Annotated in this window: 26 protein-coding genes, 2 tRNA genes, 1 other RNA gene and 1 pseudogene; 19 read left to right on the forward strand and 11 right to left on the reverse strand. The window is 72.6% G+C overall.

The window, feature by feature from the left end; translation table 11 throughout:
• Positions 1-28 precede the first annotated feature (28 nt).
• An RNA gene (ffs, locus tag DI272_RS22050) (signal recognition particle sRNA small type) lies at positions 29-127 on the reverse strand.
• Positions 128-199: 72 nt separating this feature from the next.
• Here ffs and DI272_RS22055 point away from each other — a divergent pair.
• The 5 genes and pseudogenes from DI272_RS22055 to DI272_RS22080 all read left to right on the forward strand — a co-directional run bounded on the left by DI272_RS22055 (position 200) and on the right by DI272_RS22080 (position 4905).
• A tRNA-Ser gene (locus DI272_RS22055) sits at positions 200-287 on the forward strand.
• Between the two features lie 247 nt (positions 288-534).
• Positions 535-822, forward strand: a pseudogene (locus DI272_RS45440) (VapC toxin family PIN domain ribonuclease); the annotation flags it as partial.
• 169 nt (positions 823-991) lie between these two features.
• Entirely contained in the window at positions 992-1213 is a 222-nt protein-coding gene (locus DI272_RS22065) for a hypothetical protein (RefSeq protein WP_109497023.1), read from the forward strand.
• 468 nt (positions 1214-1681) lie between these two features.
• Positions 1682-2380 carry a helix-turn-helix transcriptional regulator gene (locus tag DI272_RS22075; RefSeq protein ID WP_109497024.1) on the forward strand — a complete coding sequence of 233 codons (699 nt, stop codon included), beginning with the start codon at positions 1682-1684 and terminating at the stop codon, positions 2378-2380.
• Positions 2377-4905 (forward strand): ABC transporter permease, encoded by a 2529-nt coding sequence (locus DI272_RS22080; RefSeq protein ID WP_109497025.1) that lies wholly within the window; start codon positions 2377-2379, stop codon positions 4903-4905. Before DI272_RS22075 ends, DI272_RS22080 begins: the two co-directional genes overlap by 4 nt.
• A 52-nt stretch (positions 4906-4957) precedes the next feature.
• On the opposite strand, the gene DI272_RS22085 is transcribed toward DI272_RS22080, so the two are convergent.
• The 8 genes from DI272_RS22085 to DI272_RS22120 form a co-directional block, all read right to left on the reverse strand.
• Entirely contained in the window at positions 4958-6295 is a 1338-nt protein-coding gene (locus DI272_RS22085; RefSeq protein WP_109500973.1) for a phosphatase PAP2 family protein, read from the reverse strand.
• 225 nt (positions 6296-6520) lie between these two features.
• The gene (locus DI272_RS22090) at positions 6521-7261 is read right to left on the reverse strand and encodes an SDR family NAD(P)-dependent oxidoreductase (RefSeq protein WP_109497026.1); all 741 of its coding nucleotides are present in this window, start codon (positions 7259-7261) and stop codon (positions 6521-6523) included.
• 109 nt (positions 7262-7370) lie between these two features.
• The gene (locus DI272_RS46015; protein ID WP_309221665.1) at positions 7371-7475 is read right to left on the reverse strand and encodes a DUF4287 domain-containing protein; all 105 of its coding nucleotides are present in this window, start codon (positions 7473-7475) and stop codon (positions 7371-7373) included.
• 112 nt (positions 7476-7587) lie between these two features.
• Positions 7588-9324: a copper resistance CopC/CopD family protein gene (locus DI272_RS22100; protein WP_109497027.1), complete on the reverse strand. Its 1737-nt coding sequence runs from the start codon at positions 9322-9324 to the stop codon at positions 7588-7590.
• Between the two features lie 106 nt (positions 9325-9430).
• Positions 9431-10189 (reverse strand): SDR family NAD(P)-dependent oxidoreductase, encoded by a 759-nt coding sequence (locus DI272_RS22105; protein ID WP_109497028.1) that lies wholly within the window; start codon positions 10187-10189, stop codon positions 9431-9433.
• A complete protein-coding gene (locus DI272_RS22110; RefSeq protein WP_109497029.1) occupies positions 10186-10653 on the reverse strand; it encodes a cupin domain-containing protein in 468 nt (155 codons plus the stop codon). Before DI272_RS22110 ends, DI272_RS22105 begins: the two co-directional genes overlap by 4 nt.
• The gene (locus tag DI272_RS22115) at positions 10650-11246 is read right to left on the reverse strand and encodes a GNAT family N-acetyltransferase (RefSeq protein WP_109497030.1); all 597 of its coding nucleotides are present in this window, start codon (positions 11244-11246) and stop codon (positions 10650-10652) included. Before DI272_RS22115 ends, DI272_RS22110 begins: the two co-directional genes overlap by 4 nt.
• On the reverse strand, positions 11239-13299 hold the full coding sequence (locus DI272_RS22120; RefSeq protein ID WP_109497031.1) for a penicillin acylase family protein: 2061 nt from the start codon (positions 13297-13299) through the stop codon (positions 11239-11241). Before DI272_RS22120 ends, DI272_RS22115 begins: the two co-directional genes overlap by 8 nt.
• A 75-nt stretch (positions 13300-13374) precedes the next feature.
• On the opposite strand from DI272_RS22120, the gene DI272_RS22125 reads away from it, so the two are divergent.
• From DI272_RS22125 to DI272_RS45445, 6 genes are all read left to right on the forward strand, one after another.
• Positions 13375-14076, forward strand: a complete 702-nt coding sequence (locus DI272_RS22125; RefSeq protein WP_109497032.1) for a siderophore-interacting protein — start codon at positions 13375-13377, stop codon at positions 14074-14076.
• Between the two features lie 78 nt (positions 14077-14154).
• Entirely contained in the window at positions 14155-15651 is a 1497-nt protein-coding gene (locus DI272_RS22130) for an FG-GAP-like repeat-containing protein (protein ID WP_109497033.1), read from the forward strand.
• A 25-nt stretch (positions 15652-15676) separates the two neighbouring features.
• Positions 15677-16279, forward strand: a complete 603-nt coding sequence (locus DI272_RS22135) for an HhH-GPD-type base excision DNA repair protein (RefSeq protein ID WP_109500974.1) — start codon at positions 15677-15679, stop codon at positions 16277-16279.
• A gap of 55 nt (positions 16280-16334) precedes the next feature.
• The gene (locus DI272_RS22140) at positions 16335-16991 is read left to right on the forward strand and encodes an HdeD family acid-resistance protein (RefSeq protein WP_109497034.1); all 657 of its coding nucleotides are present in this window, start codon (positions 16335-16337) and stop codon (positions 16989-16991) included.
• A 69-nt stretch (positions 16992-17060) separates the two neighbouring features.
• Positions 17061-17369, forward strand: a complete 309-nt coding sequence (locus DI272_RS22145) for a hypothetical protein (protein ID WP_109497035.1) — start codon at positions 17061-17063, stop codon at positions 17367-17369.
• 55 nt (positions 17370-17424) lie between these two features.
• The gene (locus DI272_RS45445; RefSeq protein WP_258314627.1) at positions 17425-17547 is read left to right on the forward strand and encodes a hypothetical protein; all 123 of its coding nucleotides are present in this window, start codon (positions 17425-17427) and stop codon (positions 17545-17547) included.
• Between the two features lie 28 nt (positions 17548-17575).
• Here DI272_RS45445 and DI272_RS22150 read toward each other — a convergent pair whose 3' ends face one another.
• Positions 17576-19159 carry a helicase HerA-like domain-containing protein gene (locus DI272_RS22150; protein ID WP_109497036.1) on the reverse strand — a complete coding sequence of 528 codons (1584 nt, stop codon included), beginning with the start codon at positions 19157-19159 and terminating at the stop codon, positions 17576-17578.
• A gap of 103 nt (positions 19160-19262) precedes the next feature.
• Here DI272_RS22150 and DI272_RS22155 point away from each other — a divergent pair, with 103 nt between their 5' ends.
• Together DI272_RS22155 and DI272_RS22160 are read left to right on the forward strand one after the other, a co-directional pair.
• A complete protein-coding gene (locus DI272_RS22155; RefSeq protein WP_003999914.1) occupies positions 19263-19559 on the forward strand; it encodes a type II toxin-antitoxin system VapB family antitoxin in 297 nt (98 codons plus the stop codon).
• A 99-nt stretch (positions 19560-19658) separates the two neighbouring features.
• The gene (locus tag DI272_RS22160; RefSeq protein ID WP_258314628.1) at positions 19659-20309 is read left to right on the forward strand and encodes a LytR C-terminal domain-containing protein; all 651 of its coding nucleotides are present in this window, start codon (positions 19659-19661) and stop codon (positions 20307-20309) included.
• Positions 20310-20398: 89 nt separating this feature from the next.
• Here the strand turns inward: DI272_RS22160 and upp are convergent, their stop codons facing one another.
• Positions 20399-21034 carry a uracil phosphoribosyltransferase gene (gene upp, locus DI272_RS22165; protein ID WP_109500975.1) on the reverse strand — a complete coding sequence of 212 codons (636 nt, stop codon included), beginning with the start codon at positions 21032-21034 and terminating at the stop codon, positions 20399-20401.
• Positions 21035-21163: 129 nt separating this feature from the next.
• Here upp and DI272_RS44580 point away from each other — a divergent pair, with 129 nt between their 5' ends.
• The 6 genes from DI272_RS44580 to DI272_RS22185 all read left to right on the forward strand — a co-directional run bounded on the left by DI272_RS44580 (position 21164) and on the right by DI272_RS22185 (position 23692).
• Positions 21164-21334 (forward strand): hypothetical protein, encoded by a 171-nt coding sequence (locus DI272_RS44580; protein ID WP_181387276.1) that lies wholly within the window; start codon positions 21164-21166, stop codon positions 21332-21334.
• A gap of 332 nt (positions 21335-21666) precedes the next feature.
• A complete protein-coding gene (locus DI272_RS22170; RefSeq protein ID WP_109497038.1) occupies positions 21667-22194 on the forward strand; it encodes a hypothetical protein in 528 nt (175 codons plus the stop codon).
• A 56-nt stretch (positions 22195-22250) separates the two neighbouring features.
• The gene (gene tadA / locus DI272_RS22175) at positions 22251-22676 is read left to right on the forward strand and encodes a tRNA adenosine(34) deaminase TadA (protein ID WP_258314629.1); all 426 of its coding nucleotides are present in this window, start codon (positions 22251-22253) and stop codon (positions 22674-22676) included.
• A gap of 55 nt (positions 22677-22731) precedes the next feature.
• Positions 22732-22816 (forward strand) — tRNA-Ser (locus DI272_RS22180).
• 386 nt (positions 22817-23202) lie between these two features.
• Positions 23203-23379: a hypothetical protein gene (locus DI272_RS44585; protein ID WP_181387277.1), complete on the forward strand. Its 177-nt coding sequence runs from the start codon at positions 23203-23205 to the stop codon at positions 23377-23379.
• 19 nt (positions 23380-23398) lie between these two features.
• The gene (locus DI272_RS22185) at positions 23399-23692 is read left to right on the forward strand and encodes a Dabb family protein (RefSeq protein WP_109497040.1); all 294 of its coding nucleotides are present in this window, start codon (positions 23399-23401) and stop codon (positions 23690-23692) included.
• The last annotated feature ends 195 nt before the right edge of the window (positions 23693-23887 follow it).

Below are 23887 nucleotides of genomic sequence, written 5' to 3' on the forward strand. Positions count from 1 at the left end.
CACGGGGCCCGCGCGAACCGCTCCCGGAAACGCAAGCGCCCCCCACGCACCCGCCAGAGCCGACCTACCCTTGCTGCCTTCCGGCCCTGGGGGAGTTCAGTCAGATAGCGCCGCGTGAGGGGCTGCCCAAACAGTACCCGATGGCCGGGGGTGGGAACGAGTTCGCGAGCACTCCTCAACGTCTTGTATTGTTTGCGGCGGAGGATTCGCCTAGAGGCCTAGGGCGCACGCTTGGAAAGCGTGTTGGGGGCAACCCCTCACGAGTTCGAATCTCGTATCCTCCGCCAGTGCCTCACCGGGCACGTTGTCGAAGGGCCCCACCGTTCGCGGTGGGGCCCTTCGACGTTGTCCGTCTCAGTTTCCGTCTCGGCTCGCCTCCGGGGCGCGCATGCGCACTTGGGGCGGAGACGGTTCCTGCGGATGCGTAGCGGACGTGGCGAGAGCCCTGGGTACGAGCACCAAGACGGAGACCGTCGACACCGCTCTTCGCGAGGTGCCCCGTTCCTGATCGACACCAGCGCGCTCGCTCGGCTCATGCGCGAGGACGCCGGACAGTACGGCTGGGACCAGGCGGCAGCCGCCGGGCTCATCGCCACCTGCCCGATCACCGAGCTCGAGTTCTTCTGCAGCGCCCGGTCGGCCTCCGACAGAGCGCGCGGCATCGAGGACATGCGGTTGATCCTCGGCTGGATCCCCGTCGACGACCGAGCCTGGCAGGTCCAGGAAGCCCTCACCGAACAGGGAAGGCATCGCAGTGCGGGAGCGGTGGATCCCGTCGTCGCCGCGACGGCCCAGTTGCAGGGCCGCACCCTCCTGCACCGCGCCACGACTTCGCCTCCGTACAGCAGTCGGGGGCAACCCCTCACGAGTCGGGATTTCGTGTCCTCCGCCAGTGCCTCACCGGGTCCTTCGGCGTTGTGGCGTCGGGTCCCGGTCCTCGGCTGTGCCGATGGCCACAGCCGAGGGCGCGGCGGAAGGCGCATACTGAGCCATGACAAAGCCTGCGGCACCGAAGCGTCATCTGCCCACAAGCCCCTTCAAAGCCCCGGTCGCACCGGCTCCGAAGCACTTCGCCATGGGCGACCAGGTGACCCACGACGTGTACGGACTCGGCCGGGTCATCGGCATCGAGGACGGCATCGCGGCGCTCGTGGATTTCGGCTCGGCGCAGATGCGGATCCTGAGCCCGTACTCCAAGATGACCAAACTGTAGAGCCGCTGTGCCCGGTCACGGCACGCCAGGCCCCTGCGGGGACCTGTAACGAAAGGCATCCCTCCCATCGAAGCGACTTCGCTGTTCTCCGCTCCGGACGCGCAGCCCCGCCGTTCCGCCGCGGCTTCGCCGCCTCCGTCCACCGATCCCTTCCAGGCCCCGGACTTCGGAGAGGACGAGCTCTCCTGGTCCGAGGCACAGGAACCCGCCCCGGCCCCGCGTGCGGCGCGGTCCAAGGCCGCCTAGGAGCAGGCGGGGCGGTTGCCGCGGGTGAGAACCGGACCCGCCGACGACAGCCCGGAAACGAACCGAAGGGCCGGCCCGCGAAAGCGGCCCGGCCCTTCGGCGTGCGAGGGCCATGGAGAAGGCGCGGGCCATGAGGGAGGCGCGGGGGTAGGGACAACCCCCCTTTGAGGACGCCGGGCCGCCGGAGTGCACAGGTGGTTGTGCACAGGCGACTGTGTGGGCATGCCCCAGGAACCCGACGCAAAGGAAGCCCCGGAGGCGGGACATGCCTCCGTGGCACCCGTGGAACTCGGCGACCTCGCCGCGCTCAAGGCGCTCGCTCACCCCCGGCGACAGCGGGTGCTCCAGCACCTGACCCTGCACGGCCCGGCCACCTCGGCGACGCTCGCCCGGGCCCTCGGGCTGAACACCGGGGCGACCAGTTACCACCTGCGGGAGCTGGCCAGGTACGGGTTCGTCGAGGAGGCGGACGGGCCGGCCGACGGCACGGCGGGCGGGCATCGGGAGCGGTGGTGGCGGGCCGTTCCCGGCGATCTCCGCTTCCCGCCGCGCAGTCGGCAGAACCCCGAGATGCGGCTGGTCATGGACGAGCTGAATCACCATGCGTACGCCGCCGACCTGGAACTCTTCGAGCGGCTCCAGCGGGACGCGGACGACGGGCCGTGGGCGGACGCGTTCCCCTACTCGCGCGGCACCGTCCGGCTCACACCGGACGAACTCGGCCAGTTCTTCGAGGAGTACATCGCCCTCCTCAACCGCTACAAGCGGCCCGCGTCCGAGACCCCGCCCGGCGCGCGCACGCTGCTCACCCGGTTCCTCGCCTTCCCCGCCCCGGCGCCGACGGGCGACGACCACCCCGACCCCGACGCCGGTCGGGCGCACGGCTCCGCACACCACACAAGAGAGGCCGATCCCTCATGATGTTGCGCTACGCCCTGAGAACCGTCCGTGCGCGCAAGACGGGCTTCCTCGGCGCCTTCGTCGCCCTGCTGTGCGCGGCCGCACTGATCACCGCGTGCGGGACGCTTCTGGAGACGGGGTTGCGCGGCACCATCCGGACCGAGCGCTACGGCGCCGCCCCGGTCGTGGTCTCCGCCGACCAGAACGTCCACCAGACGACCGTCAAACACAAGAAGGGCAAGACCAAGGTCAAGCACAAGGCGAAACCCGTCGCCGAGCGGGCCTGGCTGGCGGCCGGTGTCGGACGCACCCTGGCCGATGTCCCCGGGGTCGCCCGGGTCGTACCGGAACTCACCTTCCCCGCCGAACCGCTGACGCCGGGCGGCACCGGTGGCCGCACCGCCTACGGGCACGCCTGGGAGTCCGCCGCGCTGACGCCGTACCGGCTCACCGCGGGTACCGCCCCCACGGCCGCCACCGATGTCGTGGTCGACCGCCGGCTCGCCGAGCGGGCCCGGCTCGAACCCGGGGACCGGCTGACCGTCCAGTCGACCAAGGCTCCTCGCACCTACCGCGTCTCCGGTGTCGCCGCGCCCGCGACCGACGTGCGGCACCAGACGTCCCTGTTCTTCTCCGCCGCCGAGGCGCGTCGTCTCGCCGACCGGCCCGGGCAGGTCACCGCGTTCGGGGTGGTCCCTGAGCCGGGGACCGATCCGGGGCGGCTGCGGGATGCCGTGTCCGAGGCGCTGCGCGGCACCCATGCGCAGGTCAGCTCCGGGGACGACCGCGGGCCGGTGGAGTTCCTGGACGCCGCCGCGGCGCGCACCAAGCTGATCAGCATGGGCGGCGCGATGGGCGGCACCTCGCTGCTCGTGGCGGTCCTCGTGGTGGTGGGGACCTTCGCGCTCTCCGTCCAGCAGCGCCACCGCGAACTCGCCCTGCTGCGCGCCGTCGCCGCGACCTCCGGACAGATCCGCAGGCTGCTCGGGCGGGAGGCCCTGGTCGTCGGAGCGGGCGCCGGGGCGGTGGGGGCACTGCTGGGTCTTCCGCTGGGTGGCTGGCTGTACAGCAGGTTCGTCGCCCTGGGGGCCGTGCCCGACACGCTGGAGCACACCGTCGGCGTCGTCCCGCCGCTCGCAGCCGTCGCCGCGACCCTGTTCGGCGCCTGGGCCGCCGCGCGGATCGCCTCGCGTCGGGTCGCCCGCATCCGGCCGGCCGAGGCACTCGCCGAAGCCCGGGCCGAGCGCACCCGGCCCGCCTGGGGCCGTCTCCTCGCCGGTCTGCTGCTGCTCGCCGGCGGCGCCGCCCTCGTGGCCCTGCTCAGCGTCCTGCGCACCGAACCGGCGTCGACGCCGGTGACCTTCCTCGCCGTGGTCGTCCTGTCCACCTCCGTCGCGCTGCTCGGACCGCTCCTGGTGAAGGCCGCCGCCTTCCTGCTCGCCGGGCCGCTCAGGCTGACCGGCCACAGCGGCAGGCTCGCCACCGCCAATCTGCGCGGCAACGCCGCCCGCATGGCCTCCGTCGTCACCCCCCTCACGCTGCTCATCGGCATGACCTGCACGGTGCTGTTCGTGCAGCCCACCCTCGGCGACGCGGCCCGCACCCAGACCAGGGAGGGCGTCCGCGCGGACTGGGTGGTCGCCTCCCGCGGGCCCGGTGTCCCGTCCGAGGCGGCACGGCAGCTGCGGACGCCCGGCACCGCCGTGACCGAAGTGGTCCGGACGACCGTCCGGGTGGGCCTCGACAAGTACCCGGCCCAGGGCGTCACCCCGGTCGGCCTCACCCGCACCTGGGACCCGGACGTCACCGCCGGATCGCTGCGCGGGCTCGGCGAGCGCACGGTCGCCGTGAGCGAACTGGCCGCGGACCAGCTCCACCTGAAGCCGGGAAGCCCTCTGAAGCTGACGCTCGGCGACGGCACGCCCGCCACGCTCACCGTCACCGCCGTCTACCGCAGGGGCCTGGGCTTCGGGGACCTCACCTTCGCGCACGACCTGCTCGCCCGCCACGTCGACAACCCGCTCTCGTCCTCCGTCCTGGTCAGCACGGACCGCACACAGCGGGAACTCGCCAGCACGCTGCGTGAGTTCCCGGGGGTGGAGGTGCTCTCCCCGGGTGCCGCCGACTCGCTCCAGGCGCGGGTCCAGCAGACCAACGCCGAGGTCAACCTCCTCGCCATGGGGCTGGTGCTGGCCTTCACCGCCATCGCCGTGGTCAACACGCTCGCCATGTCGGTGTCCGAGCGCGTCCGGGAGTTCGCGCTGCTGCGGCTCGCGGGGGCCACCCGGCGTCAGGTGCTGCGCATGCTGCGCACCGAGGCCCTGTCCGTGCTCTTCCTCGCCGCCGCTCTCGGCAGCGGTGTCGCCCTGGCCGTCCTGACCTCGTTCAGCATCGGGATGACGGGCCGCGCCGCCCCCGCCGTCACACCGCTGGTGTACGCCACGGTGATCGCCGTGGCCGGGCTCCTGGCGCTCGTCGCGACCGCCCTGCCCGGACGCGTGGCGCTGCGGGTCCGGGCGGTGACGGTGGCGACCGCCAAGGAGTGAGCGCGGGAGGGTGAAGCGGCGGGAGCCCGGCCGTCCCCCGCCGCCGTCGGCCTCAGGTCACGGGGGCCGGTGCCGGCTCGGGCTCCCGCTGCGCGGGAAGGGCGACGGTCCGCTCCCACGCCCGGGTGGTCCGCAGGTAGCCGTAGATCACCGATCCCATCGCCAGGAGCAGCAGCGGTCCGGCCAGCCACGCGTGGTGGGCCATCTGCGTCGGCAGATAGCGGTACGACAGCAGGAGCGCCGTGAAGACCGTCGTGCCGTGGACGACCAGGCGGGTCGCGGAGTGGTCCCAGCCGTACGCCTGGGCGCGCAGGGCCGCCTCGATCGTGAGGGTGAAGACCACACCGGCGACGAGATCGGTGCCGTAGTGCCAGCCGAAGCCGAGGGTCGCGGCGAGGGTGGCGATCAGCCAGAACGTGCCCGCCCAGCGCAGGACGCGCGGGCCCCGGCGGGAGTGGATGAAGATCGCGGTGGCCCAGGCGGTGTGCAGGCTCGGCATGCAGTTGCGCGGGGTGAGCTCGTCGAACGGGACGGGGTGCGGGGCGGTCAGCGGTGGTGGGGTGTGCGGCCAGTAGTCGCCGACCATCCACTGTCTCGTGTCCGGTGTGTGGGTCCACAGGCCGTCCGGCTGCCAGTGCTCCACGCCGGTGCCGTAGGCGAAGATCGGGCCGACCACCGGGAAGAGCATGTAGATGCCGGGGCCGAGCAGGCCGATGACCAGGAAGGTGCGCACCAGGTGGTGGCGGGGGAAACGGCGCTCGGCCGCCACGTTGCGCAGGCCGTAGAGGGAGACCAGGACCGCGGCCACGGCGAGCTGGCCGTAGACGAGGTCGAGGGCGTGGGCGCCGAGCGGGCCGGTGGCCTTGAGCATGCGGCCGGCCAGCCACGACGGGTCGCCCAGCGCGTGGTCCGCGACCGCCAGGTACGGGTCGAGGACCGTGGGCCGCGCCTTCGCGGTGATGAGCAGCCAGGTGTCGCCGGTCTTGCGGCCCGCCACGAGGAGGAGGGCCAGGCCCACGCCCTTCAGCAGCAGGACGCGCTCGGCCCCGGTGCGGCGCGTGAGCGCGATCACCCCGCAGGCCAGGACCACCCACAGCGCGCCGTTCCCGAACGGGTGGCCGCCGTGCAGCCCCGTGCCGGTGGCCCAGCGGACCAGCAGCAGGACGGCGTCGATGCCCAGGGCCGCACCGGCCGCGAGGAAGCGCTCCCGCCGGGTGAGCACCACCATCATCAGCGCCATGCTGCCGTACAGCAGGAAGCCCGACTTGGGCGGGAACACCAGTTCTTTCACCTGGGTCGTCAGGGGTCCCGGCAGGCCGTAGTGGCGCGCGGTGACCTCCAGCGCGATGAGGAATCCGAGGGTCACCGCACCGGCCGCGCACCACAGGATCGTCTGCGGGCGACGCCACGCGGCGAACGTGGATCTTCGTCGTATTCGCGGGAGCGGATGGTCCCGCGGCTCTCCAGGTTTCAATGGGGTGGCCGTCTTCGTGTCGGGCGGGTGTTCTCGTGTCGGGTGGACGTGGGCGAGTGGTGGGCCGCCGATCATCGTAAGTTCAAAGACCCCCCACAGTTCAGAGGGCCGTACCGGGAAACTGGTTCGGCCGCCGCTCGCTCACGTCAGATTCAGGCCACCGTCCAGCACGACGACCTCGCCGGTGAGATAGCTGCTGGCGATGAGGGAGGCCACCAGGTCGGCCACGTCGGCGGGTCGGGCGGGGCGGTGCATGGGGGCGCGTTCCCGCCAGAGTTCATGGGCCTGCGTCCAGTCCTTCGTCATCGGGGTGTCCACCAGTCCCGGTGCCACGGCGTTGACGCGGACGTCCGGGCCGAGGGCGGCGGCGAGCAGGCGGGTGACGTGGTTGAGGGCGGCCTTGCTCGCCGCGTACGGGACGGACGAGCCCTTGGGGCGCACACCGGCGTGGCTGGTGATGTTCACCACGCTGCCGCCTCCGGGCGCCTCGCGGAGCGCCGGGAGCGCCTCCGTGCACAGCACCCAGGGGGCGATGAGGTTGACCTCCAGCAGCCGGCGCCAGTCCGCCGGGGTCGCCGCGGCCAGGTCGGCGTGCGGGATGGGCCAGCTGATGCCGGCGTTGTTCACCAGCACGTCGAGGCGGCCGTGGCGGTCGAGGGCGGCCCCGACCAGGGCCCGGGTCTCGTCCTCGGACTCCAGGTCCGCCTGTACGTAGGTCCCGCCGAGCTCCGCGGCCAAGGTCTCGCCGGCGTCGGCGCTGCGGCGCGAGTGCACGACGACCCGCATGCCGTCGGCGGCCAGCCGTCGTGCGACGGCCTCACCGATGCCGGACGTGGAGCCGGTCACCAGGGCTACGGGGCGATCGTGCGGTTCTGTTCCCATGTCCGCCGATCCTGCCACCGCGGTCGGCGGCCCCCGTCACCTGCCCTCGGCCAGGGTGTGCGCCACCAGCGCGTTCGTCTGAGCCGGGTGACGAGCTGCATGTGCCGGGTCAGGGGGAACTGCGGATGAGGTCGATCCACTCGGCGATCGGGCGGCCGTACTTCTTCTCGACGGAGGCGAAGCAGCCGGCGGGGCCCTTCCCGGGTCCGGTCACGTGGTCACGTCCTCTCAGGACGGTCGGCAACAGGTGTCGGAGGGATGACCGGCGAGGGGAGGCGGACTCATCGCCCGGCGGCGACGGGAAACGGCAGTGGGGGGCGGCGGCTTCACCGGATCTCGATCGAGTCCGTCTCGCTGACCTGGTCGGTCTCGGAGATCCGCACCGTCGTGCGCATCGTCCAGGTCCCGGCGATGGGCAGGTCGAAGTCGCTGGTGCCCCAGTAGCCGCCCCGGTCGGTGAGCCGGGCGTCCAGGGGGCCGATGTCCTGGGACGCGAGCGTGAAGGTCAGCCGCAGCTCGGGGACGGTCGCGAAGCCGCCGTCGGCGCCGTAGACGATCGCCTGCACCGAGTTCCGGCCGACCCGGCCCGGGTCGAGGGTGATCTGCACGGTCCCGCGCCCGGCGGCGCCCAGGTCGAAGGGCACGTTCGTGACCGAGGCGACCGGCAGGCCGCCGGCCGGGGCCGTTTCGGCCGCCGCCTCCGCGGCCCGCCCGGGCAGTGTGCCGGTCAGCACGGTCGTGAGGACCAGCACGACGACCCCCACGGTGATCTCGACGGCGACGGACCGCCGCAGCCCCCGCCGGTACCCGCCGTCGTCGGCGGCCCCGGCCCGCTCCGCGGCCGGCGGCGACGGCGGCCCGCCCACCGGCACCGGCACCGGCACCCGCTCAGGTTCCCGTGCGGCGTTTTCGGCGCCCGCCGTCACCAGCCGTGCCGTCCACTGCCGCGACAGCCCGGCCGCCCCGAGCAGCACGATCACCGCCGTGAGCTTGAAGAGCAGGAGGCGGCCGTACGACGTCCCGGTCAGCGCCGCCCAGGAGCCGAGCCCGCGCCAGGACTGGTAGACGCCGGTCACCACCAGGACGGTCACACAGGCGAAGGCGAGGCGGGAGAAGCGGGCGACCGTGGCGGCCTCGACGACCGGCGCCCGGTACAGCGTGGTGACCAGGGCGGTGAGGCCGCCCAGCCAGGTCGCCATGGCCAGCACGTGCAGCACGGAGGAGGCCATCGCGACCGGCACCTGGAGACCGGCGGAGGCGTGCTCGCCCGCGGCCCAGGTGAGGGCGAGGGCGACGGCGAGGGCACCGCCGGCGACCCGGGTGCCCCTGGCGCTCCACGCCTTGCGCACCCACCGCAGGTACAGCCCCGTGAGCGCGAGCAGCCCGAGCCGCGCCAGCAGTACCAGGCCGGGACGGGTCGTCAGCGTGCGGTCGAGACCGTCGAGGGCCGGGGCCGTGCCCGTCTCGTACGACGCCCTGAGCAGCAGCTGCGCGGTGCTCGCCGCGGCCAGCGTCCACCAGCCCGCCCACAGCAGCCGGGGCAGGTCGCCGGTGGCCGCCGGCCGGCAGGCGGCCAGGAACACCGCCGTGCCGATGAGGAGGGCGGCGGCGAGATGGGCGAGGTAGCGGGCGATGTCGTAGAGCGCGGCCGTGGCCGGGTCCTCGACCGGGCCCGGGTCCACGGACGCCGTCGTGGCCGAGGGCTTGCCCACGGAGAACGTGAATGCGCCCGACACCGGATGGCTGTCCGCGGAGACCACCCGCCAGGCGACGGTGAAGGTGCCCTCGCCGAGCCCCTGGGCGGGCAGCGTCACGCGGGCCGTGTCGGACCGGCCCGGCACGTGCTCGGCCTCGCCCGTGCGGACCCGCCGGTTGTCCGGGTCCAGGACGCGGAAGGAGTCGTCGAGCAGGCCGACGGACTCGGTGAAGGTCAGGGTGAGGTGGCGGGGGGCGGACTTGAGGACGCTTCCGTCCTCGGGGTCGACGGCGCGGAGGGCGGCGTGGGCCGACGCGGGTCCCGTGCCGCCGAAGAGGAGCAGGACCAGCACGGTGCCCAGCAGCACCAGCCCTTGAAACCGCCGCCGTCCCCGGTCACCGCCACGCCCACGCTCCACGTCAGCACTCCGTCTCGCCGCTCCGGTACAGGTACGTACGCGGGCGCCGGAACGCTCACCACGTGGGCCGGGCCGACACCCCGCCGTCGACGACCAGGTCCTGCCCGCTGATCCAGGAGGCGAGCGGCGAGGCGAGGAACGCGCAGGCGTCGCCGATGTCCTCGGGGCGCCCCAGCCGGCCCAGCGGGGCCGCCTCCTGCCATCTGCGCACCCCTTCCGGCCAGGCCGCGGCCAGCCCCTCCCGGTCGATCAGGCCGGGCGAGACGCTGTTGACGCGGATGCCGAGCGGGCCGTACTCCAGGGCGGCGGACCGGGCGTGCAGGACGACGGCGGCCTTGGCGGCGGAGTAGTGGGCGTGCCCGGCGGCGGGGTGGCCGGCCTCGATCGACGCGATGTGGGTCACCGATCCGCCGCCGGTCATCAGCTGGGCAGCCGCCTGCGTGCAGGCGAACACGCTCGTCAGGTTGGCGTCGACGACCGCCCGCCAGTCCTCCGCCGTCATCCCGGCCAGCGCCTGCACCGGCTGCACTCCGGCGTTGTTGACCAGCGTGTCCAACCGGCCGCCGCCCCACTCGACGGCCTCCCGCACCAGCCGGTGGCACGCGTCCTCGTCGCGCAGCTCGGCCCGCAGCACGACGGCCCGCGCCCCCGCCTCCCGTACCCGCGCCGCCACGTCCTCCGCCGCCGCCACCGACGTACGGCAATGGACCGCGACCGCCGCCGCGCCCAGTGCGGCGAAGCGCAGCGCGATCCCGCCTCCGATGCCGCCGCCCGCGCCGGTGACCAGGGCGACCTGTCCTTCGAGGAGTCTCATGGCCGACACAGTCCCGCGATCCGCTCGGCCGCGGCGGGATAGCGCGCCATCAGCTCCGCCGCGTCCCCGTGCTCATAACCCTCGTAGGTGAAGCCGGGCGCCATCGTGCACCCGAAGAAGGTCCAGGCGCCGAGGCTGCGCCCGCCCATCCAGGTGCCCGCGGGCACGGTCAGCTGCACCGACTGTCCGGCGAGGACGTCCGGTCCGAGGATCGCCGTGCGGGTCGTGCCGTCGGGGGCGAGCAGGAGGAGTTCCAGGGGGTCGCCGAGGTAGAAGTGCCAGATCTCGTCGGCGGGCAGGCGGTGCAGGGCCGAATGGTCGTCGGCGGTGAGCAGGGCGACGATGGCGGTGCCCGCCGGGCTGCCGTCGGCGCGGTCGGGGCCCGCCCAGGTGCGGCGGAACAGGCCCCCTTCGCGCGGTATGGGTTCCAGGCCGTAGTGGGCGACGAGGTCATCCGGGGTCACCCGGGGAAGGCTACCTCCCGGCGCAGGAAGGCCAGTTGGGCGTGTTTCTCGGGCAGGTAGACGTCCGGGAGGTCGATCTCCGGCAGCACGACCCGGTCCCCCGCCGCGAACCCCTGCCGCAGGAAGCGGGCGATCGCCTTCTCGTTGCGCACGTCGGGGTCGACCACCACCCGCCGCCGGTCCAGGTCGATCAGGACGTACGAGGCCACGGCCCCCAGCAGCGCCGACGACCAGCCGGGAAGCGGGGCGGCGGTGGGGTCGGCGGGCGCGAGGAGGAGGTGGACGCCGATGTCGCCGGGCTCGACGGCGTAGCACTCGCCGACCCGGTCGGCCTCGGGCTCGTAGGTCTGGAGCAGGCCGACCGGTTCGCCGTCCTTCTCCAGGAGGTAGGCGTGATGGGTGTCGAGGGTGTCCATGTGGGCGTAGATGTCGGCCACTTGGTCCCGGGTGAGGCCGTTCATGCCCCAGAAGGCGGCGCGCTCCGCGCTGACCCAGCCGTGCACCACACCGGCGTCGGCCTTCGCGTCGAGTGCGCGGATGCGGACGGTGCCGAATCCGTCGACGTCCTGCTGGTACACCGGGCGGTCAGACATCGCTCTCCTTGCTGAGTCGTTCGAAGTCGGTGACGACCGGGACCAGGTCGCCGCCGAGCCACAGGGGCAGTTGGTCACGGTGGTGGGGTGCGCCGGGCACCCCGGAGGCGCCGAACGGCACCACCCAGCGGCTGTCCTCGCGCCGGGCCAGGTCCCACACGTAGCGGGCGGCGGGCCCGCGCGCGGCCAGGTCGGTCAGCCCGGGGACGGCCGAGGTGCACAGCACGCAGTCGTGGTCGCCGGAGAGCCCGGGTTCGCCGGACAGCCCGTGCGTCGGGTCCGGCAGCGCCCGCCAGGGGAACAGCCGGTGTGTCTCGCCCCAGGTCTTGCCGGGGCTCCCCTGGGCCACCTCCTCGACGGCCGCGCGCACCTCCGCCGGTCGGTCGACGCCGTACAACTCATCGGCCCGCAGCAGGTGTTCGAGCGCGAAGCCGATGCGGGGGACGAGCCCGAGCCAGGGCAGGAGGACCTCCGGGTAGGCGGGCGGGGTGGTGAGCGCGGCGAACGCGGGGTGCGCGGCGAGACGTCGTACGAGCGCGCCGCGCACCGCCGAGTAGAGGGCGGCGGCCGAACTGCCGGCGTCCATGCGGCGGTTCCAGGCCAGGAGGGTCTCCTTCAGCCCAGTCGCCGCCGGGCTCAGGTCCGTCAGGGCCGCCAGGTGGTCCAGCAGGGGTCCGGCCGAGGCGAGATGGGTGTCCATGTGGATCGCGGGCATGCCGGCGGCCGTCCACTTCTGCCGCTCCGCGAGCAGTGCGGTGATGCGGTCGGCGCGGTGCGGCGGGGCGAACTCGACGCCGAGCGGGGCGGCCGGGCCGCGCTGGTTGGCCATCACGGCGACCCCGTCGGTGAGGCCCGCGCGGGGCATGTCGTGCCAGCCGGTCCACTCGTGCCCGGCCTCCCAGGCGGCCACCACCCGGGTGCGGTTGGCGGCGGACCGTACCGGCACCCGGCCCGCGACCCGGTGCAGCAGCCCGCCCTCGGTGTCGGCGGCCTGCACGACGTTGACCGGCTCGGCCCAGTGGTCGAGGGCCCGGTCCACGTCGGCGACCCGGCGGGCCCGCAGCAGCGGCAGCAGGGCGGAGAAGCCGAGGTCGGAGGTGACGCGGGGCGGGGTGCGCAGGCTGAGGGCGAGCGGGGTGCCGTCGTCGAGGCCCTCGGGCCCGCCGGCGATCACCGGGCCGCGCGCGGTCTCGATGACCTCGGCCTCCACCGGCTCCTCGCCGGCGACCTCGATGGTCTCGGTGTGCCGGGCGGCCCGTGTCCAGGTGCCGTCCGGACCGAGGGCCTCGACACCGGCGCCGGTCCGCCGCAGCTTCTCGCGGTACAGGTCCTGGTAGTCGGCCATGGCGTTGGTGATGGCCCAGGCGACCGTGCCGGTGTGGCCGAAGTGGGCGATGCCGGGGACGCCGGGGACGGCGAGTCCGACGACGTCGAACTCCGGGCAGGACAGGTGGATCTGCTGGTAGACGCCGGGGTCCTCGATGAAGCGGTGCGGGTCGCCGGCGAGGACGGCCCGGCCGGTCGCGGTCCGTTCGCCGCTGACCAGCCAGCCGTTGCTGCCGGAAGTGCCGGGGCCGTCGGTGGCGAAGAGCCCGACGGCCTCCTCGCCGAGATGCCGCACCGCCTCGGTGCGCCAGAGTTTGGCGGGGAAGCCCGCGAAGAGGAGGTGGGTGGCGAGCCAGATGCCGAGCGGGGTCCAGGGCTCCCAGCGGCCGGGGGTGCCGAGGGGCAGTTCCGCGCCGGTGAGGCCCTCGTTGACGCCGTCGACGTACGCCCGTACCCAGTCGGCCGTCTCCGGGTCCCGTCGCTCCAGGTCGGCGAAGCAGCGGCGGGCGGTGTCGTCGACGCGGGCGCGGCGGACGAAGCGGTCCCAGGGCAGGGCGTCGACGCCGAGGACGGCGGCCGAGGTGCCGCGGGCGCGGTGGCGTTCGACCTCCAGTTGCCAGGCCCGGTCGCGGGCGGTGACCAGACCCTGGGCACGGGCGAGTGCGCGCACGCTGTCGGCGCGCAGATGCGGGATGCCCCACGCGTCTCGGTAGATCTCGGCACTCACTCTGCAGCTCTCCCGTGCTTTAGGTTAGGCTCACCTAAGTATTCGAGGGAATCGTACGCGAAGGGTGAAGAGGCGATGGGGCAGGGGCACGGCTGGGAGGGCGCGGTCCTCAGACTGCTGCGCGCGAAGGACTACGTCCTCACCGTCACCGGCGCCGAGGACATCACCCCGCACTACCGGCGCCTGCACCTGACCGACGGCGGCCTGCTCGCCGCGACCGGCGTCCACCCGACCATGTGGGTGCGCCTGTGGTTCTCGGACGCGGGCAAGCCGCACCAGCGGGCGTACACCCTGGTCGACCCCGACCCGGCGGCGGGCACCTTCAGCCTGGAGTTCGCGCTGCACGAGGGCGTGGCCAGCGACTGGGCCCGCGCGGCGAGGCCCGGCGACACCATCGAGGCCACGGTCCACGGCACCGGCTTCACCCACCCCGACCCGGCCCCGACCCATGTCTTCGCGATCGGCGACCCGGCGTCCCTGCCCGCCGTCAACTCCCTCCTCGACGCCCTGGACTCCTCTCCGGCGACGATCTGGTTCGAGGGCGCCACCGACGGCCTCCCCTTCCGCACGGACCCGTCCCGCCACGACGTACGGGCGTCCTCCCGTCTCGTCGACGAGGTGCGGAGGGACCTGCCCGGCCTCCTCGGGGCCCACCCGGACGCGTACGTCTGGATCGCCTGCGACACCAGGACCACCCGCACGCTGTCGGCGTACGTCCGCAAGGACCTGGGCGTGCCGAAGGACCGCGTGCACGCGCTGGGTTACTGGCGGCCGTGACGTACAACCGTTCGTGCTGCTCGCGGGTCATGTGAGGCGGGCTTCCGTCCCGTGCCCCCGCCCAGCCGAGGAGAACCGTTGCGCAGAGCAGCCACCGCCGCCGCCGTGCTCGCCGCGTCCGCCGCCGTCACCCTGACCCCCGTGACCGCGTCCGCCGCCACGCCCTACAAGGGCGCCAACACGGCAGCCGTGCAGGACGACTTCAACGGCGACGGCTACCGCGATCTCGCCGTCGGAGCCCCCTACGCGGCCAACGGCGGTGTGGAGGCGGCCGGTTCCGTGGTCGTGCTGTACGGCGGTTCCGGCGCGTCGGTCAGCGCCACCCGGCGGACGGTCATCACCCAGGCGACGTCCGGCATCCCCGGGACCCCCGAGGCGTACGACCGCTTCGGCACCTCCGTGACCAGCGCCGACCTGGACCGGGACGGCTACGCGGACCTCGTCGTCGGCGCCCCCGACGAGACCGTCGGCAGCGCGGAGCTGCGGGGTTCGGTGACCGTCGTGTGGGGCGGCCCGACCGGCCTCAAGGGCGGCGCGAGCATCTCCCCGCCCGCCGGGTACGGGGAGGGCCGGACGTACTGCCGCTTCGGGCTGTCCCTGGACACCGGGGACATGAACGGCGACGGGGCCCCCGAGGTGAGCGCCGGGTCGAACTGCGAGGCCGCCACCTACACCGGCCCCTTCACCCGCACCGGGCAGGCGGCGGCGAAGGTCGCGGACGGCTTCCTCCCCGGAGCCCGGGGCGTGGTCATGGGCGACGTCGACGGCGACGGCCTGGCCGAGCAGTTCTGGCTGCCGGGCCCCTCCGACGACGACCTGCGCGGCTCGGTCTACGCCTACCGCGGCCACACCGGCCCCAACGCGATGCCGGACGCGGTACGGCCCACGGAACTCCCCTACGCCGACGGACACGCCGGCCAGATCGGCGACATCAACGGCGACGGCTACGGCGACCTCGTCACCGGCATCTCGTACGACGACTCCATGAGCGGCGGCCCGGACGGCTGGGCCCGCCCCGGCGGCGAGATCCAGGTCCTCTACGGCAGCGCGCAGGGCATCACCGCCGACCAGAAGCCGAAGGTCTACCACCAGGACACGGCCGGCGTCCCCGGCGCCGCGGAGAACGGCGACCAGTTCGGCCAGTCGCTCTCGCTCGGCGACGTCAACGGCGACAAGTACGCCGATGTCGTCGTCGGCTCCCCGGGCGAGGCCGTCGGCAGCCGCAAGCTGGCCGGCACCGCCGTGCTGCTGCGCGGCTCCGCCACCGGCCTGACCACCGCCCAGGCCGCCGGCTACACCCAGGACACCGCCGGCGTACCCGGCGCGGTCGAGACCGGCGACCAGTTCGGTGCCGCCGTGCACCTCGCCGACCTCAACAAGGACGGCAAGGCCGAGACGGTCGTCGGGGCGCCGACCGAGAACAGCGACGGCTGTGTCTGGGTGGCCCGCGGCTCGGCCTCCGGACCCGTCCTGAGCGGCTCGGTCAACGTGTGCGGCAAGAGCGCCGGCATCACCGTCCTCGACGTGAAGGGCTACTTCGGCGCCGCGCTCGCCAGTCCTCACGTGGAGCTCTGACCCACCCGGGGGCATGATCGGGGTCATGGACGTCACTCTTCACCTCGCCCAGGACCCCGAGGCCGACGAGCTCCTCGGGCGCTCCCCGCTCGCCGCGCTCGTCGGGATGCTGCTGGACCAGCAGGTCCCGATGGAGTGGGCGTTCAAGGGGCCGCGCACGATCGCCGACCGGCTCGGTGCCGACGACCTCGACGCCCACGAGATCGCCGCCCAGGACCCGGAGGCCTTCGCGGCACTGCTCTCCGAGAAGCCGGCCGTCCACCGCTACCCGGGCTCCATGGCCAAGCGCATCCAGCAGCTGTGCCAGTACCTCGTCGAGCACTACGACGGGAACGCCGAACTCGTCTGGAAGGGCGTGGCGGACGGGCGGGAACTGCTCCGCCGCCTGGAGGAGCTGCCCGGCTTCGGCAAGCAGAAGGCGCAGATCTTCCTGGCGCTGCTCGGCAAGCAGCTGGGCGTCGCCCCCAGGGGCTGGCGGGCGGCCGCGGGCGGGTACGGCGAGGCCGGGTCCTTCCGGTCCGTCGCCGACATCACCGGCCCCGAGTCCCTGACCAAGGTGCGCGCGCACAAGCAGGAGATGAAGGCGGCGGCGAAGGCGGCCAAGGCCGCCAAGTCCGCGGGCCGGTAAGCCGTACGGCCCAGCCCGCCTCGCGCGAGGGCCGTCCGCGGTCCAAGCATGGAGCATGACCGAGGCACCGAGCGGCTCCCCCTGGAGCCCGGAGTACGACGACCGCAAGGTCCACGCCCAGCGGCAGGACGCCGAGCCGGAACCCCCATTCGAGGGCCCCCTCCACGCGCTGTCCAAAGCGGCCTGGCAGGTGGTCCTGGTCACCGGCCTCGCCTCCCTCGTCCTGGGCATCCTCGTCCTGGTCTGGCCGGGCTCCACGCTCCTGGCCACCGGCATCCTCTTCGGCGTCTACCTCGTCATCAGCGGCGTCTTCCAACTGGTCTCCGCCTTCGGCACCCACAGGACGACCGGGCTGCGCGTGCTCGCCTTCATCAGCGGCGCCCTGTCGATCCTGCTGGGCCTGTTCTGCTTCCGCGGCCCCATGCAGTCGATCCTGCTGCTCGCCCTGTGGATCGGCATCGGCTGGCTGATCCGCGGCATCACCCAGACCCTGGCCGCCGCCTCCGACCCGTCGATGCCCGCCCGCGGCTGGCAGGTCTTCCTCGGCATCCTCACCTTCGTCGCCGGGATCGTCCTCATCGACTCCCCCTTCGAGTCGGTCGCCGTCCTCACCGTGGTCGGCGGGATCTGGCTGGTCGCCGTGGGCATCGTCGAGATCGTCACGGCGGTCCGGATGCGCGGGCGGGCCCGGCAAGTGCCGCGCGAGGTGTGAGTCACCCGTGCGGGCGGATCTGACGGACGACGCGATGCACCGCGTACTCCCCGGGGCAGACCAGCAGTCATGAGCAGCACCAGAACCTGGCTCCGCGCCTTCGTCCTGCTGCTCGCGCTGCTCGTGCCGGGCGCGCCCGCCGGGGCGCCCGCCGCCACCGCCGTCACACCGGTCGTCTCCGCGGAGATCGCCGAGTACGACGTCCTCGACACGGCCCTGCGGCCACCGGCCCGTTCCGCCCACGGCCCCGCCGTACCCCTGCGTCCCGCACCGCGGCCCGCCGCGGCTCCGCGCCTCCCGGAGCCGCGGCCGGCGTCGGCGCCGACGCACCCGCCGTCCTCCCTGCGCCCGCTGCGCTCGGTGGTCCTGCGCTGCTGACAGGCCCTTGCGACACAGGCCTGTTCACCGACGACGCGAGGAGCACCGAATCACCATGTCCGTCGACCCCTACGCGGTCCTGCGCGCCCTGCTGCGCGCGGAAGCCGCCCGCAGCGCCCCCAAGCCACCGGTTCCCCAGGAACAGAAGCCGCCGGCGAAGGACGTGCAGCGCGGCTGATCCGGAGGCGGAGGCGGGCCTTCCCGGGTCACCGCCTCCGCCGTGCCGTACCGAAGACCGAGCGGGTGATCTCGCGGCCGATCTGGGTGCCGAGGGAGCGCGCGAGGGACTTGAACATGCCGCTGCCGACGACCTGTTCGACGACAGAGGGCTGCCGCTCGGGCTCGGGCTGCTCGGGCGGTGCCGTCAGCTCGTCCGGCCCCTTCGCACCGCGGGACGCGTTCAGCTTCTCGTACGCCGATTCTCTGTCCACAGCCTGTGCGTAACGTCCGTGGAGCGGCGAGGCCGCGACCGCCGCGTCGAGGGCGGCGGTCTCGACGGGCCCCATCAGCGACTCGGGCGCCCGCAGCCGGGTCGCGGCGACCGGTGTCGGTGCCCCCTTCTCGCTGAGCACCGTCACCACGGCCTCGCCCGTCCCGAGCCCGGTGAGCAGTTCCTCCAGGTCGTACGCGGAGTCGGGGAACGTCCTCACCGTCGCCTTGAGCGCCTTCTGGTCGTCCGGGGTGAACGCCCGGAGCGCGTGCTGCACCCGGTTGCCGAGCTGGGCCAGGACATCGGCGGGCACGTCCTTCGGGGTCTGCGTCACGAAGAAGACGCCGACCCCTTTCGAGCGAATCAGCCGGACGGTCTGCGTGATGGAGTCGAGGAACGCCTTCGAGGCGTCGTGGAAGAGCAGATGCGCCTCGTCGAAGAAGAAGACGAGCTTGGGCTTGTCGGCGTCGCCGACCTCCGGCAGGTCGTGGAAGAGATCCGCCAGCAGCCACATCAGGAACGTCGAGAACAGCTGCGGCTTGTCCTGCACCGCAGGCAGTTCGAGGACGGAGACGATGCCCCGACCGTCCTGCGCGATGCGCATCAGATCGGCGGTGTCGAACTCCGGCTCCCCGAAGAAATCGGCCATTCCCTGTGCCTCGAAGGCGGTGAGGGAACGCAGGATCACCCCGGCCGTGGCGGTGGAGAGGCCGCCGATGTTCTTCAGCTCGGGCTTGCCCTCGTCCGAGGTCAGGAAGGTGACGACGGCCCTGAGGTCCTTGAGGTCGACGAGTTCGAGCCCCTTGGTGTCGGCGTAGTGGAAGATCAGGCCGAGGGACTGCTCCTGGGTCTGGTTGAGCTGGAGCACCTTGGCGAGCAGGAGCGGGCCGAAGTCGGTGACCGTCGCCCTGACCGGGATGCCGTGGCCGATGCCGCCGAGGGCGTAGAACTCCGCCGGGAAGCCGGTCGCCGTCCACTGCTGATGGACGTCCCGGGCGCGCTCCCGGACCTTGTCACCGGGCTCCCCCGGCGCCGAGATTCCGGACACGTCGCCCTTGATGTCGGCGAGGAACACCGGCACGCCCTGCGCCGAGAGCTGCTCGGCGATCAGCTGGAGCGTCTTGGTCTTGCCGGTGCCGGTGGCGCCCGCGACCAGTCCGTGCCGGTTGAGCATCGGCAGCGGAATCCTGACCTGTGCGTCCGGCAGACACACCCCGTCCCACAGCAGGGCGCCGAGATCGAGGGCGGGCCCGGCGAAGGCGTACCCGGAGGCGATCTCCAGGGCCTCCTCCGGAAGCGCGGGCGCACTGCCCGGCGCCTCGGGTGCGGCGGCCGGCGGCATGGTTTCGCTGTCACTCATCTCAGGCACCTGTCTGGTCTGCCCCGATATACGACATCTTTTCCAGCCTCGCACTCCGTCGCCATGGCTGCGCCCGGAAGGTCTTGACCGGTAGGCTTTCCGTGTGATCTTCAAGCGCATCGGAAACGGCCGGCCGTACCCCGACCACGGCCGGGAAAGCACCCGGCAGTGGGCGGATGTCGCGCCGCGCCCGGTCCGCCTCGATCAGTTGGTGACGACCAAGGGCCAGCTCGATCTGGAAACCCTGCTCGCCGAGGACTCGACGTTCTACGGCGACCTCTTCGCGCACGTCGTGAAGTGGCAGGGCGACCTGTACCTGGAGGACGGCCTCCACCGCGCGGTGCGGGCGGCGCTTCAGCAGCGCCAGGTGCTGCACGCTCGTGTGCTCGAACTGGATTGAGTGACCGGACTGTAAAGGGTTGGCCCTTTCGGGTTCTCCTGTCCGGTATCCAATGATCATTTAGTAGGCATCGCCGCCCCGGCGCACTACGCTGCGCCCATGAGCATGCTGACTCCCCCGGGCATGGGCGGCAAGTACCGGATCACGGGGGCCACATACCCGCGCATGCGCCGCCCCAGGCGGCGCGGCAGGCTCGTGGTCGCGCTGGTCGCATCCGTCGCCGTGCTCGGCCTGGTCGGCTGGGGCACGCTGCAGCTCATCGGGATCTTCACCGGCAACGACGAGAAGGCGTCCGCGGCGGGTCCGAAGGCGGACTGCGCGACGAAGGCGTCCCCGTCGGCGTCCGCGACCGCCAACACATCCCGGGCCTATCCCGAGCCCGCGCAGATCACCGTCAACGTCTTCAACGCCACGCCCCGCGCCGGGCTCGCCAAGGAGACCGCCGACGAGCTGAAGAAGCGCGGCTTCAAGATCGGCGACGTGGGAAACGCGACCGCGGAGTTCGACAAGAAGGTCAAGGGCGCCGGGATACTGCTGGGCCCGACGTCCGCGATGAGCACGTCCTTGCCGGTGCTGGGCACGCAGCTCACGGGGGCGGAGACGCGGGCGGACAGCCGCAAGGGCAAGGACGTGGACCTGATCATCGGGACCGGGTTCAAGGCCCTCACGGCGAAGGCGACGGCCGACAAGGCGCTGGCCGCGCTGGCAAAGCCGCAGCCTGCGCCCGGTTCCACGAAGAAGGCGTGCTGAGCGACGCCTCTTCGCCGTAGGGGTGCGGTCGGTGGCGACCGCGGGTCCGTTGCGGCTGGTCGCGCGGTTCCCGCCCCCCTTGGGGCGTCCTACTCAGCGGCTCCGTAGAGGCGATCGCCCGCGTCCCCCAGGCCCGGCACGATGTACCCCTGCTCGTTGAGGTGGTCGTCGACCGCCGCCGTCACCACCGTCACCGGCGTCCCCGCCAGCTCGCGCTCCATGAGCTCCACGCCCTCGGGCGCGGCCAGCAGCACCACCGCCGTGACATCGTCCGCGCCGCGCTTGATCAGCTCACGGATCGCCGCGACCAGGGTGCCGCCGGTGGCCAGCATCGGGTCGAGGACGTACACCTGGCGCCCGGAGAGGTCCTCCGGCATGCGCGTGGCGTACGTGGACGCCTCCAGCGTCTCCTCGTTGCGGATCATGCCCAGGAAGCCCACCTCGGCGGTCGGCAGCAGCCGGACCATGCCGTCGAGCATGCCGAGGCCGGCCCGGAGGATCGGGACGACCAGGGGGCGCGGGTAGGACAGCTTCACGCCGGTCGTCCGGGCGACCGGCGTGTTGATGTCGACCTGCTCGGTGCGCACGTCGCGCGTGGCCTCGTAGGCGAGGAGGGTGACCAGCTCGTCGGCGAGACGGCGGAAGGTCGCGGAGTCGGTGCGCTGGTCGCGCAGCGTGGTGAGCTTGTGGGCGACCAGGGGGTGGTCGACGACGTGGAGACGCATGTCCACAACAGTAACCGGGCCCGCTGGGCCCGGCGTCCCGTCGATCCCCAAACCTCGCTTCACCCGTGCGCTGGCATCAAACCGCCCGTCAGAGGGAAAGTGGGAGGGACGTGACGGGGTGGTGTGCCTATGCCGGAGCAGGAGCCACAACAGGAGACCGACGCCGAGCGCCGTCGACGACGCGCCCAGTTCCTGCGGGATCTCGCCGAGGCCCGCGAGCTGCGTGACCGCGTCCAGCCGCGGCGGGCCAAGGCTGCCCGGCTGCGCCACGCGATGCGCATGCGCACCTTCCGCTGGTAGGACTCGGGGGCCTTCCGCCCGTTGGGGCTCGGGGACCTTCCGCCCGTAGGGCTTGGGGGGGACCTTCCGCCGGTGGGGCTTGAGGGCCTTCCGCCGGTGGGGCTTGGGGCGTTCTTGAGCCGCCTGATGCATGCGCGGCGCCGCGAGCCGCGTACGATCCCGCTGGTGGACGATCAAAACGGGCGGACACAGGGAGCCGAAGACGTCCCCTGAACGCTCCGTTTCTGCCACGATTCCGAGTGGGCGGGGCTCGGAGCGCAAGCCTCCCCGCCCAGACACCTCCGCCGGGGGGACCCCCAACCGGCACGCCTATGACCAGTGGGAGAGTCACGGTGTACTTCGCCGCACTGCTCGCGCGCACCGAAGACGGGTGGGAAGCGAGCGACACAGAGCTCGACGATGTGGAGACCCTGTCGGATCTGGCCGAACTGGCCCGTGAAGCCTCGCCCGAGGACGACACGGTGCTGGTGCTCATCGAGCAGGAGGACGCCTGGTTCGGCGTCGTCCGGATCGACGGCGAGGACGACCCCCGTATCTACGTCTCGGACGCCGCCGCCGCTGCCCGCAGCAGTTACGGCGAGATCCTGCTCACCGACGAACTGCTCGGAAAGGAGCCCGGCGACGACGACGCCGACCTGGACTCCCTCGACCTCGACGGCACCGAGGACGGCGAGGACGAGGACGACGACAGCGAGGGCGGCGGCTCCGCCGAGGCCGTGCCGCACGGTCCGGTCGGCGACGCCGAGATCCTCGACGACCTGGGCGTCAGCCAGAAGGAGCTGAAGGCCCTGTCGGAGGACGCGCTCACCGAGATCGCCGAGGCCCTGGGTGCCTCGGAGGTCCTGGAGACCGTCCGCTGACCGGGGACACCCCGGCAGGGTCCCCGGACCCGGTACGCGACCGCTGGCGGGCCGCGATGCGGCTCGCCCTGGACGAGGCCGGAAAGGCCGGTGCGGACGTTCCCGTGGGGGCGGTCGTGCTGGCCCCGGACGGCACCACCGTCCTCGGCTCCGGTCACAACGAACGCGAGGCGGTCGGCGACCCGACCGCCCACGCGGAGGTCCTCGCGATCCGCCGGGCGGCAGCACGGCTCGGCGAGTGGCGGCTGACCGGCTGCACGCTGGTCGTCACCCTGGAACCCTGCACGATGTGCGCGGGCGCCCTGGTGCAGTCCCGGGTGGAGCGGGTCGTCTACGGCGCCCGCGACGAGAAGGCCGGGGCGGCCGGCTCCCTCTGGGACGTCGTCCGCGACCGCCGCCTCAACCACCGCCCCGAGGTCATCGAGGGCGTCCTGGCGCATGAGTGCGCGGCGCCGCTCACGGAGTTCTTCCGCTCCCGCTGAGCGATCCCGGATACCGATTTCGGAGCACGCCCCACCTTGCTGTAAGGTCTCCCTCGGTAGCGTGTCCGAGCGGCCGAAGGAGCTCGCCTCGAAAGCGAGTGTGGCGCAAGTCACCGAGGGTTCAAATCCCTCCGCTACCGCTTGAGAAGGGCCCCGTCGAAAGACGGGGTCCTTCGTGCGTACCGGGAGCCGGGTGGTGAGGGTCCGAAGAGAGGCCGGAGAGAAGATTGAGGGCGGGGGAAGCGGCCTACGGGGGGACAAGCCGCTTCCCCCGACGAGGTCCGGACCCACAAGTACGCGCCGCTCACGAGGCAAGCGTGGCGCGCACCCCGCAGTGGGGTCCGTCCCGCCCGGGGATTCCTGCCAGATCCGCCGGGCTCCCCTCCATCCTGCGCCCGGCACCGGCCCGCACGGCCCGGCAAAAGGCCTGACCCCGAAGGTCGTTGGTCCTTAAATACGACGTGAAGTTACACTCGCCGCCGGCACACCAGTCCCAGAGAGCACCACAGTCACGGGGGAGGCCGCGATGGCGGTGAATTCGAAGAAGGCCGCCGTCTATGTGCTCGTGGTCTTCGTGCTGTACGTGATCATCACGGACCCGGCCAAGGCCGCCGACTACGTCCAGATAGGGTTCGAGGGCATATCGGACGCCGCCAAGGCCATCGGCGACTTCTTCACCTGGCTCGCCGACGGGGCGCAGTAAGCCGTATCCAGGAGTGCTCATGATCCGCCATCTCGTCCTCTTCAAGCTCAACGAGGGCGTCCAGCGCGACGACCCGCGCGTCGTGAAGGGCGTCGAGGCCTTCCGGGCGCTGGAGGGGACGATCGACGAGATCCGGTTCTGGGAACTGGGCTGGAACTTCAGCGACCGCCCCATCGCCTACGACTTCGCCATCAACTCGGGCTTCGAGGACGCGGACGCGCTGCGGCGCTACCTGGAGCACCCTGCGCACCAGGCAGGGGTGGGGCTCTGGAAGGAGTTCGCCACCTGGGTGATCGCGGACTACGCGTACTGAGCGGACCACGCGTACCAAGCGGACCACGCGTACCGAGCGGAACCTCGTCTCCGTTTGGCCCCTCGCCGGAACGGCGGGGGGCTTTCGTGCGTCTTGTGCCCCAACTCTTCCCTCAACACGGCGTTATGAGGTGCTTGCACACAGTGCACATGTCTTGTGATGCTATGACCGCTTTTGACGGATGAGTTGACCGAT

Origin of the sequence: Streptomyces sp. Act143 (assembly GCF_003143935.1) — a bacterium.
Taxonomy (GTDB): domain Bacteria; phylum Actinomycetota; class Actinomycetes; order Streptomycetales; family Streptomycetaceae; genus Streptomyces.